The following is a 15,496-nucleotide window of genomic DNA, read 5'->3' on the forward strand; positions in this document are numbered from 1 at the left end:
GAATAGCCCTATTTGGGCTATTCAGCAGAGCTATTTAGTAAGTCGTTAGCGGCATGTACAAGCATGATATAAGACGCTGCGATATTTATTACGTATTCATTTTGGCCCCAGAAAAATGGCCATTCTTCATTATTTTCTGGCAGGTCAGGTTTAATTATTAAAATACCCGGGACAACCCCACCAGAAATAAATGAAAAATCTGCGCGATTCATACCGTAGGCTACGCGTTTTGATACGGTGCCGACATTTGATACGAGGGAGATATCTGAATCTGGATGCGTCCCGTAGAGATAATGCAGCCCATCATAAACAGCGTCTGGTTCGAGTAGCCCAGGAAACGCCTTGACCAAATAGTAATGATGAATAGCATCGCGTATTATCCGTCCATTTCCTGCCCATCCACCTTCTGTAATTGTGACATTAAACGGGTTAGCTTGCGTAATGTGCCTACCTTCATTCACATAGTCCTTAGCTAGCAATTCAATTTTGTGCTTATATTTATCGCCCATTAAAGGAATTAAGCGAACTAGAGTACCAATGTGCTGCGCAAAATGTGCCTCGACTTCGGGCCAAAGGGTATTAATTGCCTGCTTATACTGCTCGTCCCCCGTGCTCATCAATAGTTCTGCTGCCGCCGAAAGCTTTTCTGCGTCAAGTCGTCCTCCTGTTGTATTCCCATGATGAAACAAAAAGGGAGGGTGAGATCGCTCTTCTTGCCAAGCTAACTCGGCTGTATTGAGCGCTTCTGTAGCGAGCTCAGGATTATGATCCCGTAGTGCACGGGCAGCAGCACTTAAAGCGGCGATGGAGCCAAAGTTAACGGCTGAGGAGCGACTGGTAAATACCCATCTATCATCAGGGACCCCGCTGTGTTTTCCATCTGCTTGTAAAGGTGTCATTGTAGGGTTGTATACCAGATTGTCGGTCATGGTGATGCCATCACCCAAGTGCGTATACTGGGATATGTTAGGCACAATGATACCGTTTATTGCTCTGCCAAATGCTCGGTGTTGTGCAATTAGTGCTAAAGTGCCGTGCTCAATTTGCTGGAGTATGTCGGGTTTACCATCTGGCACATGAATATCAACAAACTTTCGGTCGTAGTCAACAAGGGTAGTATCGCGTTTTGGCGCAAACTGATCCCATACTTCAACAAGACCTAGAACGGCTCTGTATTGCGACTGAGTACGAATGTCGTAATCTCCCGCATCATACCATCCACCAATATTTAACCCCGGTACATGCTCTAAAGGCGCGAATTGAGTATCGGTTGTCGGCCCCTGGGCATATAAATCAAAATGTTTTTGGTTGATCGGTGCCTGCAAAGCATCATCTAAGTGGGAAGCACCATGCCAAACTCTGTAGGCTTCGTTTACTAAAACATGGTCCATTTGAACCGGAAAAAAAACGTCTAAGGTCGGATGCCAGGCTTTGCTGAAAATATCTTTACTTATTCTGAACGGCGCGGTGATGGTGTCATTGTACTTAAGCTGATAAAGGCCACTTTCACGTACCGCTGAAAAGTCGAATTTTGCATATTGATATCGTTTATATTTCCCCCAATCCATTGGTTTTTTAGACAAGACCGCGTTCTTTTCACCCGACGGCATTATTTTAAGTAAGGAAACTAGGTTTTCGCCTATGACGTGCTTCGGGTCGAGTTCCAGTACCGCTATTTTGTTTTGATTAGGGTGGTAGCCTACCTGAGAGTGCGCAATTATTGGCGACCGTTGCCAATCCTTTATACTGCTAACGTTTAGAGACCATTCCAGCACTTTACCGCTTTTATTTGCCGGGATCATGGAGCGCGCTACAAACCACCCGTTTTGGGCCTTTGTTCTTCCATCATACAGATAGATAGGTTGCTGTTTCGACTCAATACTTATTCTGCGCTCTGCGTCTTCTGGTGCTAGGACTAAATGGTACGCGGTGGCAAGCGGCGTTGGTGCTTGTAAATCATTTTGTTCTTTTGGCCCAGAAGGGTAAAGAGGAAACGTACCGGTTGCGTCATCGGCGATAAAAGACTTATTAAAATATGCTGAAGGCATAAATTCGAGGTTAAACCCCGCCTTGTTCACTAGCTCTTCGGGTAAAGGGGCATCGGTGTGTACGCTAATGTTGAGATGCTCTTTCGTCGAAGTAACTTTGACGCTGAAATTAAATTTGTGTTCTGGATAATGTAGTGAAGCTCTAATGGCACCTTTTTCGGCATCAACATCGCGTTTGATGAAAGTCGGAATACTATCCCACTGTTCGGGAGTATCATTTAGCCTAACGTCACCATTAGTGGCGATACGCTTGCCGTGCTGAATAATTTCAATGCCACTAATCTTTGAATCGCTGAACAGCCCATCGTACCAGTTGCTATATACCAATACATTGGCTCCTGGAGCCTCAAAATACTCTGAATCATTAACTTTCATAGGGGGGGAAGTTTGCCCCTTAACTGTTAAAGCACTGATTAAAAAAACACTGCCGCACAAGAGTTTTAACCTCATGTTTGTTCCTTTCTTGCTACTTGTGAATTGATTTTTCATTATGCTAGTAGAAAGCGGAGCAACACATATTACTGAATTTGTTAACCTCATTTCGATTATTTGTTAATAGGATGAATATAGATTCATCACCGCTCACTAACCTCTATACTGACTTTCTTTAACTTGTGAATATTAAAGGAACAGTAATCATGAACATTTGGCTCCGTTTCGGACTCATCGTGATGACTTTTGGACTCAGTTCAGTCACACCTGTAAAGGCGCAATTTTCTGGTGGACCTTATGGGCCAATCTCAAAAAGCTATGCGCAGCCAAACGCTAAGACAATATATTATGTATCTCCAGAGGGACAACCTCGGGCAGATGGACTCACACTTGATAATCCCACTTCGCTTAGCTCTGCTATAAGTAAAGTAACATCGGGAGATGCAATAGTTTTAAGAGGTGGTACTTATCGCACTGGCAATTTAATACTTAATCAAGGGATAACTTTACAACCCTATAAAGACGAAAAACCCATTTTGAAAGGAACTCAAGTAGCCTCGACCTGGGAACAAAAACAAGACAATGTGTGGGTTACAAATTGGAAAACCTTGTTTCCTTCTAAACCTATGTTTTGGTGGCGTCAGGAGCGCCACATTGATAAAACGCCGCTACATCGATTTAATAATGACATGGTTTTTATTGATGGTGAGTTTTTACAGTCGGCTGGCAGTATCGAAGAGTTAACGCCTAATACATTTTTTGTTGATTATGAGAAGCAGCAGGTTTACATCGGTACTGATCCAAATAATAAATTAATCGAAATCACCGCTTACGACACAGCGCTGTTGCGTACATCGAACGACGTCCACAATAAACGAAGTGACAAGATTGGCCCTAAAATCTATGGGGTTACGTTTACTCAATACGCTTGGCGGGCTATCGGTATAGAAGGTAAACGAACCTTTTTACCAGAAGACGAGCCAGTAGATGAACCTGTTGGCGTTGCCGATCCTTTAACCTATGGTAAAGAGGTCATAAACACGCTACTTGAAAATGTCACCATCACATATTGCTCGCGTGTCGCAGGCTATTTTCGCGGTGACGGTTTAATAATAAGACACTCCCTGATTTCTGATACCAGTACTGAAGGTATCTATATTATTGGTTCTTCAGACGTGTTACTCGAAAAAAACATCATTCAGCGTAACGATATTGAGAACATCACTGGTTATTATGTTTCCGCAGTGAAAATCATTAATCAAACGTACAGAGTAACAGTACGGGATAACTTGTTTATTAATCATCCAACATCAAAGGGTGTATGGTACGACGTGGGAAACCGTGAAGGCCTGTTTATCAATAACTATGTCGAAAACACGCAGGCTGGGTTATTTTTTGAGATATCGGATGGCATTACGGCTGTGGGTAACGTATTTGTAAATAACGACTTAGGTGTGTGGGTGCTCAACTCAGCGAACGCCAATATTGCGCATAATACGTTTGTTAACAGTACGCTGCGATTTACAAGAACTGCTCGAAGTGCCACAGATGACCACTTTGGTTGGCACCCCGAGACAGGGCCTGATGTATTTGAGCGAGATGGTCATACAGTAAAAAGTAATTTGTTGACGGCAGATGAGCAACATCACGGTCCTTTACTAAGTGTGGATCAAGAGGACGCTTTATGCGCCCAATACAAGAAAGCTCAACTTGCTGAACTGGACGGAAACGCTTATGTAAAACCTGAAAATCAACAGCCGCTGATAACATTATCTACAAGTAGTTCAGAGCCCTGCAATCGTGAAATAAATACACTCGATAAATTGCAAGACAGCACAGCTCAATATGAAACCAATGGTCAACTGATTAACGGACATCCCAGAACAGTCTTTGTCTCCCCTGACTTAAAGCGGTTTGAACTACAGCGCCATATTTCCAAAAAAGTGAATATAGTCTTGCCAGAGAAGGTAACGAACGCTTTTGAAAATATTGGTGCGTTACCGTCGGCATCGGATAATCAAAGTCGATAATTAACACAAGATTACAACTGCGCCGGTTAGGTAACTGAGTTAAAATTGAGCACTAGCATCCCACACTTTACCAGTCGCCTTACCGTCCTTTGCAGGATTAAATACTTCTACTGCCATAACTTGATATGTAGGGTCGTCGCTTGCGTCAAAATTATTCATATCAGGAAGAATCCAGCCTGTGTCAGCCCAAGCTGCCACGTGATCGGCAAAGATAATTTTATGATCTTCGCCTAGAGGCATGGGTTTAGACGGTTTACTCCAATACTGATAAAACGTGGCCGTATTATTTATAGAGGGCTTTCGCTCTCGTATAGTTCGATAAGTTGAGTATTCAACGCCGTTACTCACAAAGGTCTTACCGAAAATGCCGTTTTGGCTAGGATCATAGGTCCAGCGCTGAAGAACATAATATTCAACTAAGTGAGCAGGATTGTCTTTAGACATGTTGCTGTCGTATCCCCATCCATAGAGTGCAATATAACTAGCGCCACTCTCCTGTTCAAAGCGATAGCCAATTTCGCGGCTCACATCTCCGTAATGCCACCCGGGGCCCCCAACATAATTATATCCGCCGCCCTCCCAACTCACTTCAAATTCTCCGCTTTGACTTAGTTTGAGAGAGGCTTCGCCACCGTCTTTCCAGTGGGTAAAAAAGAGATCCCCAACATGTCCTGTTGCGTGGTTTTTAGACATGTGTATGTCATCGTCGAATTGCTTAGTATAGGCTTTAAATTTAGTAATACCTTGCGGCTTGAAAGCTTCAGAGTCATTATCAAGACTTATTCCGTCACCTTGATGAGGTGAGCAGCCAATAAGAAGAGCAATACTCGCTACAGTCATCGCAATTTGTCTAATAAGTAATATCTGCATAATTCTTTCTATTCTTATAAAAAACACTAATGTTAAATAAAAGCGCAAACTGAACGCTTAAATTATATTACGCCCCACTGCTTTTGCGGGTCTGTTCACACCATACTTTTTGATTAAAGCTGGCCTAAATTAAGCACCATCAGCGACTTTGCTGGGACGACTATGACGGCCTTACCATCTTTAACGCCAGTAGAGTACTCATAAGGTTGAATATTGTTCGGGTCATCAAAGGTATTGTGCTCGTCCATTTTATCGCTGGTTAATACTTCCCCTTTGACCTTTTTTATCTGATTAAGCTCTACTTCAATTGCATTATTCAACTGCGTATTCACTATAGAAATATAGGTGTTACCGTCCTGTGCCTTGGCTGCTGAAGCACTGATACTTGGAATGCTTATCTCTGCGTGTTTATTTAATAGTGGCTTACTTAGGCTAACTGGAAGGTAGGTCGCGTTTTGAAACGGTATGTGCATCTTAAATACGTGATATGTGGGCGTTAAAAGCATTCTTTCGTTATCTGTGAGTATCATGGCTTGCAATACGTTAACCATCTGAGCAATTACCGTCATTTGTACGCGTTCGGCGTGACGATTGAAAACGTGAATATTCAGTGCAGCTATAATCGCATCTCTCAACGTATTTTGCTGATACAAAAAACCAGGGTTAGTCCCCTCATCAACGTCGTACCAGGATCCCCATTCGTCGACATAAAAACCGATTTTGTTTTCAGGATCCATTTCTTTAAGAACAGCGAGGTTCTTCTCAATAAATGCTTCAATTTGCAAAGTGCGATGTATCGCTGAATACCATTGATCTTCGGGGAAACCTGTGGCGCTTCCTTTATTACTCCAATCTCCGGTCGGAAGTGTGTAGTAATGATGGCTTATCGCGTCCATTTTTAAACTCCATGAAGAGTTAATTTTCTCGGTGAGTACTTTTGTCCACTCTGTTTGATCGTCAGTACCACCGCTGGCAATAAACTTAGGTTGGTTTCCTTCTGGGGCTTTGAGGAATGCAGAATATTGCTTGTAAAGATCAGCGTAATATTCTGGTGTCATGTTACCACCACATCCCCAGCTTTCATTGCCAATGGCGAAGTAGTCCACTTTAAACGGCTTATCTCGGCCGTTTCTTTTACGTTCACGAACAACCGTCGTATCTGCATCAGAGGTCATATAGTGCAGCCACTCTACCATTTCCCGGGGATTGCCTGTTCCCAGATTGCCGTTGACGTAAGTTTGTGCGCCTAATAACTCTGCAAATTGGAAAAATTCATGGGTGCCAAACGCATTATCTTCAATAACCCCTCCCCAATTACTATTGATTGTTCTTGGGCGTTTATCTCGCGGACCTATACCATCTCGCCAATGATACTCATCTGCAAAGCAGCCCCCTGGCCAGCGCAATAAAGGTACCTTTAAATCGCGTAATGCTTGTAGTACATCTAATCGGAAGCCATCTTCATTAGGTATGCCTGAGTCTTCACCTACCCAAATGCCTTCATAAATGCCTCTGCCTAAATGCTCCATAAACTGGCCATAAATATTTTTATTCAATATCGGACCAGAGCTTTCGACATCAATATTTAACTTTACGTCAGCGGCAATGGCCACCGTCGGTGTCGCTAGTATAGAAAAACAATAAAATAGCAATGGCTTTATTTTAAACATTTAAGTCTCGCCTCAATACCAAAAACAACATTGATAATACAAGTAACTTTTCTAAAAATTTATAACGACATTTACGATCCAATTTATGTTGTTTCGTAATGGCGACGTCGTATTGAAAGCTTTGTCTCTTCCCCTTCTTCGTTGATGTTGCGCTAGCAGCGTTGAAAAACGGTAAGTGTTGGCTTAGCAAGCCAATAGTTAACTAAATAAGGCAGCTCTTTTATCTCACTTCCCTTTGCCTTGCCGCTTTTGCTACATTAGTTTGTGTTACATTAGATGGGACGCATGGAAATTCATGCGCCCTGAAACTCTTAAATAAAGAGTGTCAAACTACAAAATACCGAAACAATGAAAAGGTGTGGGTCACACCGAAACCGAAGTTCGTATGTTGTTAGCGTTTAGCGAGGCCGTTGACATGCTGTAAATGCCTTCACGTTTGACGAAGGTAATGTCGCTCATTTGACCACAGCCTTTTTCAAGGCAGCACTTTCGGACAACCGTAATGAGCTAAGGGCTTTCGACCTTTGGTGTACGAACGTTTCACCTGTCTGTACAGCAAGGTTCATTTGCCCTAATCAAAGGATGATTTTATGAACTCGCCTGTCTCAAAAAATATGCTGAATGTCAGCGCCGATTACCCCGACCTTCGGGATCGTTATTACCAGCCAAATCTTACTCCTCTTAAACCTTTTATCGACCCGCCAGGCAATTTGGTTATTTTAGACCAAGGTAAAGATGGAGCGTGCACCGGCTTTGCATTGGCCGCTACCATTAATTTCATTTACCGTCAGCAGGGCCGAAAACATACTGTTAGCCCGTGGATGCTTTATGCCATGGCCAAACGTCACGATGAGTGGTTAGGCGAAGCCTATGAGGGCTCAAGCTGCCGCGGTGCGATTAAAGGCTGGTATAACAGCGGAGTATGTAACTACTCACTAACTGAAGATATAAAGCACAGCAACGAGTTTGAAATGACCCTAGCCATTGCTAATAATGCCAGCAACCACCGGTTAGGGGCTTATTATCGCATTGAACGGGAAATCAGCGATTTTCACGCCGCGCTTAATGAAGTGGGCGTTATTTTTGTGTCTGCAAGAATTCACGAAGGCTGGCAAGACCGTGAAGGCGATGTCATAGAGTTAAGACCGGAGCCTATAGGTGGTCATGCGTTTGCCATTGTAGGCTACAACGATGAAGGGTTCTGGATCCAAAACTCCTGGGGGACGGATTGGAAAAAGTCAGGTCTGGCACTTTGGCGTTACGATGACTGGGCGTTAAATGTTATGGATGCTTGGGTCGTTCAGCTTGCGCTTCCTATTTCAGGTACAGGGACCTATCACCAAGCTACCCGCTCTATTGCACAGGGGTTATTTTCCCGCTCTACACCACGAGTGAGTATTCAAGATCACTTCGTCCACTTCGACGATGGTCACTTTGATACAAGAAGCAAATACTGGAGCAACAAAAATCATGTTGATGCCATTATTGAAAAGCTTGCTGACAGTAACCATCGGCACGTGATGCTATATGCACATGGAGGTTTAAATAGCATAAAAGCCTCTGCCAAACGCATTGCCGCCATGAAGGATACGTTCCTTAAAAACGGAGTGTACCCCATTCATTTTATGTATGACACGGGCATGCTAGAAGAACTTAAGGATATTTTAGGCTTTAAAAATGAAGAAATTAGCAACAAAGTCGGAGCTTTCACTGATTATACCGACCGAATTCTGGAATGGGCGACACGTAAAGTAGGCGGCGCACTGTGGCGTGAAATGAAATCAGATGCCTGTACACCTTTTACCCGTACCACTTCCGATGGTACTTACTTCTTAACGCAATTAGCCGCCTACCTGAAAGACAATCCAGATATTAAATTGCACGTCGTGGGTCACTCTGCAGGTTCTATTTTTCATGCGCACAGCTTATCTAGACTGTTTAAAGTGGATGAAAGCATAAAGATTAAAAGTCTGCACCTACTGGCGCCGGCCATTAGCTACCCTTTATTTAACGACACGCTCTCTGAGCTTATAAAAGGGAAACACATTGAGTCGACCACGGTATATAACTTATCTGAAGCATTGGAAAAAGACGATCACGTGGCGCGCATTTATCAAAAATCGTTGCTTTATTTAGTTTCAAACGCATTTGAGTCTAAACCTGAGATGCCACTGTTAGGAATGGCCATATTTAATCACCCCCTTTCTAACCTGACATTTAAATACAGCGAAGGGCAAGAAGGCGACGCCACTGCCGCCACCTCTCACGGGGGCTTCGATAGCGATGTAGACACCATGAACTCGGTGCTTTCAGACATTACTGGCGATTCACCTAAATACCCATTTACCAAGGCAATTTTAGATTATTAATGTCTACTGTATTTAAGAACCTTCTGGATAAATAGACGTTGTTTCTCTCGGTTTAGCTCACAATTGCCGTGGGCTAGACCGTAGAAATACCAAATCGGTATGTCGCGCGCACGTAAGTAAACACGACTGATGATAGGCAACTGTTGCTTGAGTAAAGATAAATATTAACAGCGGCGGTAGGCGCAAATAGAGTTAGCCTGGTTGTCACAGCTAAGTCCACTTTCAGGCACTATGCTTGAAGCGATAAACCTTCTCTTGATGGTGTGTAAGACTGTAAATAAGCGTTTTGAATGCGACCTATACGTGCCTGCATAAATTCAGACTCACTCGCCTCTAGACCCTGCGCAGAAGTCACATCTGCAAATGTTGGCTGCGCATCCAAAACCATATCTGCTACCGAGTCGGTGGCTCTGTCCACACTTGTTTCAGATTGCGGGTTTGTACCTGTGCCTGCAACAGTGCCAACTTCTTGGGGGTTAGCAGCTTCATTAACGCTGCCTTGTGTTGACTCGGTTGAATCAACTTCAGCTTGGCCTTTGGCAATCTCGCTACGAGCCTCGGTGGCTTTCTGAGATGCCTCAGCGGCGACTTTTAAATCTTGTGATGAGGGTTCAGCTGGCGCGAGGGCGGCTGCACGTACCTGCTCCATTTTTTTCAGAGTTTCTTCAGGCGTTTTGGCTTCTGAAACATCAATAGACACTTCGCCATCGGTAACGTAGCGCTTATTGTCTGGGCCGGTAGTGTATTCATACTGTGGCGCCCCTGCATATTGACCGCCCGTTGACGCATGCGCTTGCTCGTGAACTCTCACCTCTTGATCGCGAGCTTTTAACTGTTCAATTTCTGCGGCGTCTTGTTTCTCTTGTTGCTTTTGCTGCCTGTCTTGCGCGTCCTGTTTGCCTGCGCTCTCATCTTGCCCGTTGTCTTTCTCTTGCCCAAAAACGTTCTGAAAAGCTGCTTGAAGCTCAGTTTGTACCTGAGGCCGTTCATAGGTAACAGGTGCTGGCGGCTGGCCTGGACTTTTTGCCTTATCGGCTTCAGACCCTAAGCCCTTTTGAGAAGCGCCTTGCTGGGAATCTGACGCTTGAGGAATAGTTTCTCGCTGTACGTTATCCCTACGCGCAGATTCAGTATTTATGTTAGCCGTAGGATAAGCTATGGCGTTGAGGATTGGCGTGACAATATTCACCCTAACCGCCTCACCTAAGCCATTACGTCTATAATGGAGCCGAGCATTTCGTCAGCTACGCCCAGCACTTTAGCCGAGGCTTGGGCATTTCGCTCGTTTACATTAAGCGCGATTAGATCGTCAGTCAGACGGGATGTAGTAGACGAAGTGGGAGAAGTACTATTGGTGTCAGTATTGGGTGTTATAGGTTGAGCCGGCGACGCCGTATCCTCAACCGAACGTTGAGCAATGCTCGACGCTGCCTGCGAAATACCTTCACTTGCATTTTGTAAACCATATTGAGCTGCCGTAAATGCAGAGCCTGCCCCGATACCGTCAATACTTGCCATATTCTACCTCTAACCTCTCGTGTGCAATTATTAACCAATTTCGCGCAAATGGAAAGACGTGTACAACACCTTGGCATTAACTTCTTGTAAGCAGGTGATTTTTAACCAAAGTAAAAATTGTAAAAAGCTTCAATCTAACAGCAATGCTGCGATTGAAGCTTGATAATTAGCACAGGGTTAAGATGCCTTTTTCTGATAAACACCCGCGGCAAAACGGAACAGAATGTCGGCGGTTTGCTGAGGGTGGGAAATAAACGGTGCATGGGATGCATGAGGTAGAACAACAGTGTCAGCCTGTGGATGGAGCTCGCAAATTCTATCTATTCCACTGGTTGGCACTAGGCTATCTAATCTGCCATACAGTCTTAAAGTAGGTGTGGTTATCCGCCCCACATCCTGGCGCATGTCTTCGGTAGACAAAATACGTAAGCCTTTCTTAAGCGCTTCTTCAGCAGGATCAGGAAATTGGGTTACCTGTTCTCTGATAGCCTTAATGTCCTGCTTTGCCGTTTCGCTACCCATAGCTTGAATTGCCAAAAAGCGTTCCAATGTTTTCTGATAATTCTTCTCAAGCTGAGTTTCAAACATGGCGAGTAAGTCGGCTGCAATTCCCGGCCAGCAAGGGCCTGCTATAAAACGCGGCGTCGAGGCAATTGTCACCAGCCCTGTTAGTTTTTCTGGCGCGAGCAGCGCTACTTTTTGCGCAACAAGACCACCTAACGACCATCCAACCAATACACACTGATCGGGTAATTCGTTCGCAATAGCCTTGGCCAGCGTTTCCACATTATAAGGTGATGGCACGAATTCCGCGTTTTCCCCAAACCCAGGAAGGTCAATCGTGGTGACGCGAAAGTTGTCACTTAGATAAGGAATAAAGGACGTGAACGCCCCGCTGTTCATACCCCATCCATGAAGAAAAACCACATCTACGCCTGTACCCTGAGTACGGGTGACAAGCTCGCCGTTTATATGCAAACTTTCCATTTACACCTCCTTAGGCAGTCACGTGTTTTTGAGGCAACACAAAATAATGAAAACAGGTCGACAATCGACAATTCAAGGAAGTTGATGGAATCAACACTATGAACCTTTCATGCTTGCTATGTTATCAGGCAAGTCCTACGCCAGTATGTCACTGGTGTGAAGATGACATGTTTTTTTTCGATCCCAGAGTGCAGGGAAGCAATCTACTTCAATACGGCCCTGTGGCAGGCCACGTCAAGCATAGCCACTATGACGCGTTAAGCATTTTGGGACTTCATACGTGGCCAATGTCCTCGCTGGTTCACCAGTTGAAGTTTACGCATTCCCTCACGGCAGGAAAAGTATTAAGTGACTGGTTTGTCCATAAAAAGCGACAGTGCACTTTATCAGTGCCACACGTACTGCTGCCTGTTCCAATTAGTGCATGGCGTCTTGCAACGCGACACTATAATCAAGCAACCCTGTTGTGTGAGAGCATAAGCAGAGAACTAAGAATTCCCGTAAACCAGTCATGGGCAAGGCGACGTGGCTTTAGTGTGCAGCATCGCCTGTCTAAACTGGCGAGAGCGGAAAACGCAAACCGTGTATTTAGTCTATCGAAACAGTGCATCGATGATGAGATAGTATCAGTGCAAAAGAAAACCAATGGCGGCGATTTCACTGTCGCGATTATCGATGACGTGCTCACCACTGGCGTGACTGTAAATACTCTAAGTAAAAGACTTAAACAGCGCTATCCGAAGATATACATTCAAGTGTGGGTGGCGGCGTTTACTCCACCGCCGAAAAGTAGCCTATTTCAAAAAACCTAAGGCCCTTTGAGAGAAGATTTTATCTAGGAGCGCGATATCCACCGCGCCCCTTAAACCACATTAACGGATAAAATGAGACTGGTAAATCGCGTTTGCCATCATTTTATTTGTGCCGTACCAATACCCTCTAAACTGGGTATTATCAGTAAAGCCAATCACCACACCACGTCCCATCTTCTGAGTAGTAACAGCGGTTGAATCTGCCATTAGCGCAACCATTGCATTATCGCTAAACCCGGCCATAAGTGGCTCTTCTGTGTAACGCGCGGGGGTAATAAAAGGGGAGCTGCTTGCCTCTACTATCATGTTGTTAGTTTTGAACATAGGCAGCGTGTCGTCATCATAGCCGTAAAATAGTGGGTGTGTTTTGTCGATTTTCGCTTCAAACACGGCACCTGCTACCAACTTTCTAGCGTATAACGATGCGCCATCTTTATAGCTTAGTTCGCTTTCATCAAACGCATTGTCAATGCTTTCTCGGCTAACCACTTCCACATCAAGCCATTTATGTTGAGCGAAGTAACGCAATGCCGACTTTTGCCCTACAATCACGCCACCAGCTTTCACCCAATCTTCAATTTGTGCTCTTTCGCTTTCTGTAAATCGATAGCTTCCGCTGGGAAATAGTAGATGAGTGTAAGTTACGCTTGGATCATTTAGCGCCCTTGTCAGGTGTTGTTGCTCAACGATACTAGGCGCTAGCCCCACTTTCGTATCGAAATAATGCCACATTTCACCCGCTTCGTATTCGCTGGTACCTTCACCGCCGACAATTAATACTTGAGGCAAGGTTACAGGTGCCATGCTTCGGCTACCCAGGTCGTGTCCTGTTGGCGTTAATCCACTACGCAGGCTAAAGACAGGCACCTTAAGTTGCTGTTGCGCTTCACGCAAAATAGCCGCCAGATTTTCAGGCTGTCCCAAACCTTTAGGCACAATAATACTGCCAGGCTGAAGCTCAATGTTTTTCCCATCATATTTAATAGCAGAGAACGCTTCTTCACTGCTGCGTACCTTCACGCCTGCTTCAAGCAATGTTTGAAGCATGGCAGGTGCATAATAGTGCTGCCATGAGAACGCGTAAGCATAAGCGCTAGGTTGAATATCATTGAACGGTAATTGCTGAAGTGCGGTGTTGTCATTTAGCTCGAGACTTCTCGCATCACCCTTATCTAACGGCGCATAATCTAAATTAAACGCCAAGGCTAAATTCCATGTAGAAACATCGTAGAATGTATTGTTTTCAAACGAGGTTTGAGTAGAGAAAATAGACTTTACTAAGCGGTATTGAGCTTGGTTGGTAGGAATATAGATTGCTTCTCCCGCACCATAGCGAACCTTGCTAGCCTCGAAATCTTTTGTTAATACATCGTACTTAATGTGGTGCTGTTCCAGTAAAGCGACAAAGGCATTAAGACGAGCTGTATCATTAGATGCGCTAACTACAAAGCCTACCTGATTGTCCTTTTTAGCCAGTGACTGTGTGCTCTTCACGAAACCCGATTGATAATCGAGAATAGCAGCCTTGTTTGCCAATGCGCCTTTAAAGGTACTTAGTGATGTGGTTATTTGATTTGCTATGGTGTCTTTGAAAGCAAGCTTGCCGTTTATTGAATCCTGAAGATGCCCACGTGAACTGGCTTGCTCAAACAGAATACCCACACTGCCGTGCAAGTCTGGATAAGTCGATCCTTTCCCTGCGTAGAAGTCGTCAAATGCCTCTTGGGTAAAATACAACTCGCCCTGCTCATCAAACGCATCAGCATGATATTGCGCAAGCGCTTCAGTTAACGTGACGTTCTCATCTGGGGTTAGCGGGTTTTTACGCGAACGTACACCAGGTTGGAAGAAGTAGGTACTGTCCGTCCCCATTTCGTGAAAATCGGTCAGTATATGCGGACGCCATTTATGGAATTGCTTAATACGCGCTTGCGACTCAGGGTGCGCCAGCAACAGCCAATCGCGATTTAAATCAAACCAGTAGTGGTTTGTGCGACCTGACGGCCACCCTTCATCGTGCTCACGATGGCGGCTGTCAGAAACCAACTGCTTGCCCTTATGCATATTTGCCCATTGAGCAAACCGAGAAAGCCCATCAGGGTTGAAAGACGGATCAAACAACACAATATTATCGTTCAACAAGGCATCAATTTCTTCACCTTCAGCAGCGGCTAGATAGTAAGCCAGCGCAAGTGAAGCATTAGTACCGGAAGGCTCGTTACCGTGAATACTGTAGCCCATGTAAAAGATAAGGGGGGCATCGCTACCCACTTTATTACCGCTTTCCATGGCATCGATGTGTTGCTGCCTCATGGCTTCAATATTATTTCTATTTGAAGGCGCAGTGATTGTCATTAACAGTAGTGGGCGATTTTCGTGAGTACGACCGGTTTCTTCAATGGTGATACGGTCAGACTTTTCGGCCAATAGCTTCATATAATTGACAACTTGGTCGTGACGTACGTGCCACTCACCAATGTTAGCGCCCAGTAACGATTCAGGTGTAGGGATGGCAGGGTTGTAAGATACTGTGTCAGGTAAGTATGCCGTTACCGGCTGACCGCCCACATCAGGTGTAATAGTAACGGCTGATGATAAGGCTGGCTGTGCTGACACTTGCTGACTGCTGGTTGCTCCAAAAGCAATAGTGCCAAGAGCTAATAGTGAAGCAAGTGATAAGGAGTTCTTTCTGGCGGTGTAATGCAAATTCGCGAACATAGCGCTTCCCGTCTTGTTGTTATGGCTGAGAGTAGCGGCGAC

10 protein-coding genes are annotated in these 15,496 nt (G+C 44.7%); 3 read left to right on the forward strand and 7 right to left on the reverse strand.

The window, feature by feature from the left end:
* Window positions 1-17 precede the first annotated feature (17 nt).
* Window positions 18-2,423 (reverse strand): glycoside hydrolase family 9 protein, encoded by a 2,406-nt coding sequence (locus BGK61_RS01450; RefSeq protein WP_014951360.1) that lies wholly within the window; start codon window positions 2,421-2,423, stop codon window positions 18-20.
* 263 nt (window positions 2,424-2,686) lie between these two features.
* Between BGK61_RS01450 and BGK61_RS01455 the strand changes: the two genes are divergently transcribed.
* Entirely contained in the window at window positions 2,687-4,510 is a 1,824-nt protein-coding gene (locus tag BGK61_RS01455; RefSeq protein WP_076012522.1) for a NosD domain-containing protein, read from the forward strand.
* Between the two features lie 39 nt (window positions 4,511-4,549).
* Here BGK61_RS01455 and BGK61_RS01460 read toward each other — a convergent pair whose 3' ends face one another.
* The gene (locus tag BGK61_RS01460) at window positions 4,550-5,380 is read right to left on the reverse strand and encodes a glycoside hydrolase family 11 protein (RefSeq protein WP_014951362.1); all 831 of its coding nucleotides are present in this window, start codon (window positions 5,378-5,380) and stop codon (window positions 4,550-4,552) included.
* Window positions 5,381-5,493: 113 nt separating this feature from the next.
* Complete coding sequence (locus BGK61_RS01465) at window positions 5,494-7,050, reverse strand: alpha-N-arabinofuranosidase (RefSeq protein WP_015000069.1); 1,557 nt, start codon at window positions 7,048-7,050, stop codon at window positions 5,494-5,496.
* Between the two features lie 590 nt (window positions 7,051-7,640).
* Between BGK61_RS01465 and BGK61_RS01470 the strand changes: the two genes are divergently transcribed.
* Window positions 7,641-9,419, forward strand: a complete 1,779-nt coding sequence (locus BGK61_RS01470) for a C1 family peptidase (protein ID WP_076012521.1) — start codon at window positions 7,641-7,643, stop codon at window positions 9,417-9,419.
* Window positions 9,420-9,648: 229 nt separating this feature from the next.
* Here the strand turns inward: BGK61_RS01470 and BGK61_RS01475 are convergent, their stop codons facing one another.
* The 3 genes from BGK61_RS01475 to bioH form a co-directional block, all read right to left on the reverse strand.
* The gene (locus tag BGK61_RS01475; RefSeq protein ID WP_015000071.1) at window positions 9,649-10,608 is read right to left on the reverse strand and encodes a putative metalloprotease CJM1_0395 family protein; all 960 of its coding nucleotides are present in this window, start codon (window positions 10,606-10,608) and stop codon (window positions 9,649-9,651) included.
* Between the two features lie 14 nt (window positions 10,609-10,622).
* Complete coding sequence (locus tag BGK61_RS01480; protein WP_015000072.1) at window positions 10,623-10,937, reverse strand: hypothetical protein; 315 nt, start codon at window positions 10,935-10,937, stop codon at window positions 10,623-10,625.
* Between the two features lie 177 nt (window positions 10,938-11,114).
* Window positions 11,115-11,924: a pimeloyl-ACP methyl ester esterase BioH gene (bioH, locus tag BGK61_RS01485; RefSeq protein WP_015000073.1), complete on the reverse strand. Its 810-nt coding sequence runs from the start codon at window positions 11,922-11,924 to the stop codon at window positions 11,115-11,117.
* Window positions 11,925-12,022: 98 nt separating this feature from the next.
* On the opposite strand from bioH, the gene BGK61_RS01490 reads away from it, so the two are divergent.
* Entirely contained in the window at window positions 12,023-12,736 is a 714-nt protein-coding gene (locus tag BGK61_RS01490; RefSeq protein ID WP_015000074.1) for a ComF family protein, read from the forward strand.
* A gap of 60 nt (window positions 12,737-12,796) precedes the next feature.
* On the opposite strand, the gene BGK61_RS01495 is transcribed toward BGK61_RS01490, so the two are convergent.
* Window positions 12,797-15,454, reverse strand: a complete 2,658-nt coding sequence (locus BGK61_RS01495) for a M14 family zinc carboxypeptidase (protein WP_015000075.1) — start codon at window positions 15,452-15,454, stop codon at window positions 12,797-12,799.
* Between the last annotated feature and the right edge of the window lie 42 nt (window positions 15,455-15,496).

Source organism: Alteromonas abrolhosensis (assembly GCF_001953635.1).
Taxonomy (GTDB): domain Bacteria; phylum Pseudomonadota; class Gammaproteobacteria; order Enterobacterales; family Alteromonadaceae; genus Alteromonas; species Alteromonas abrolhosensis.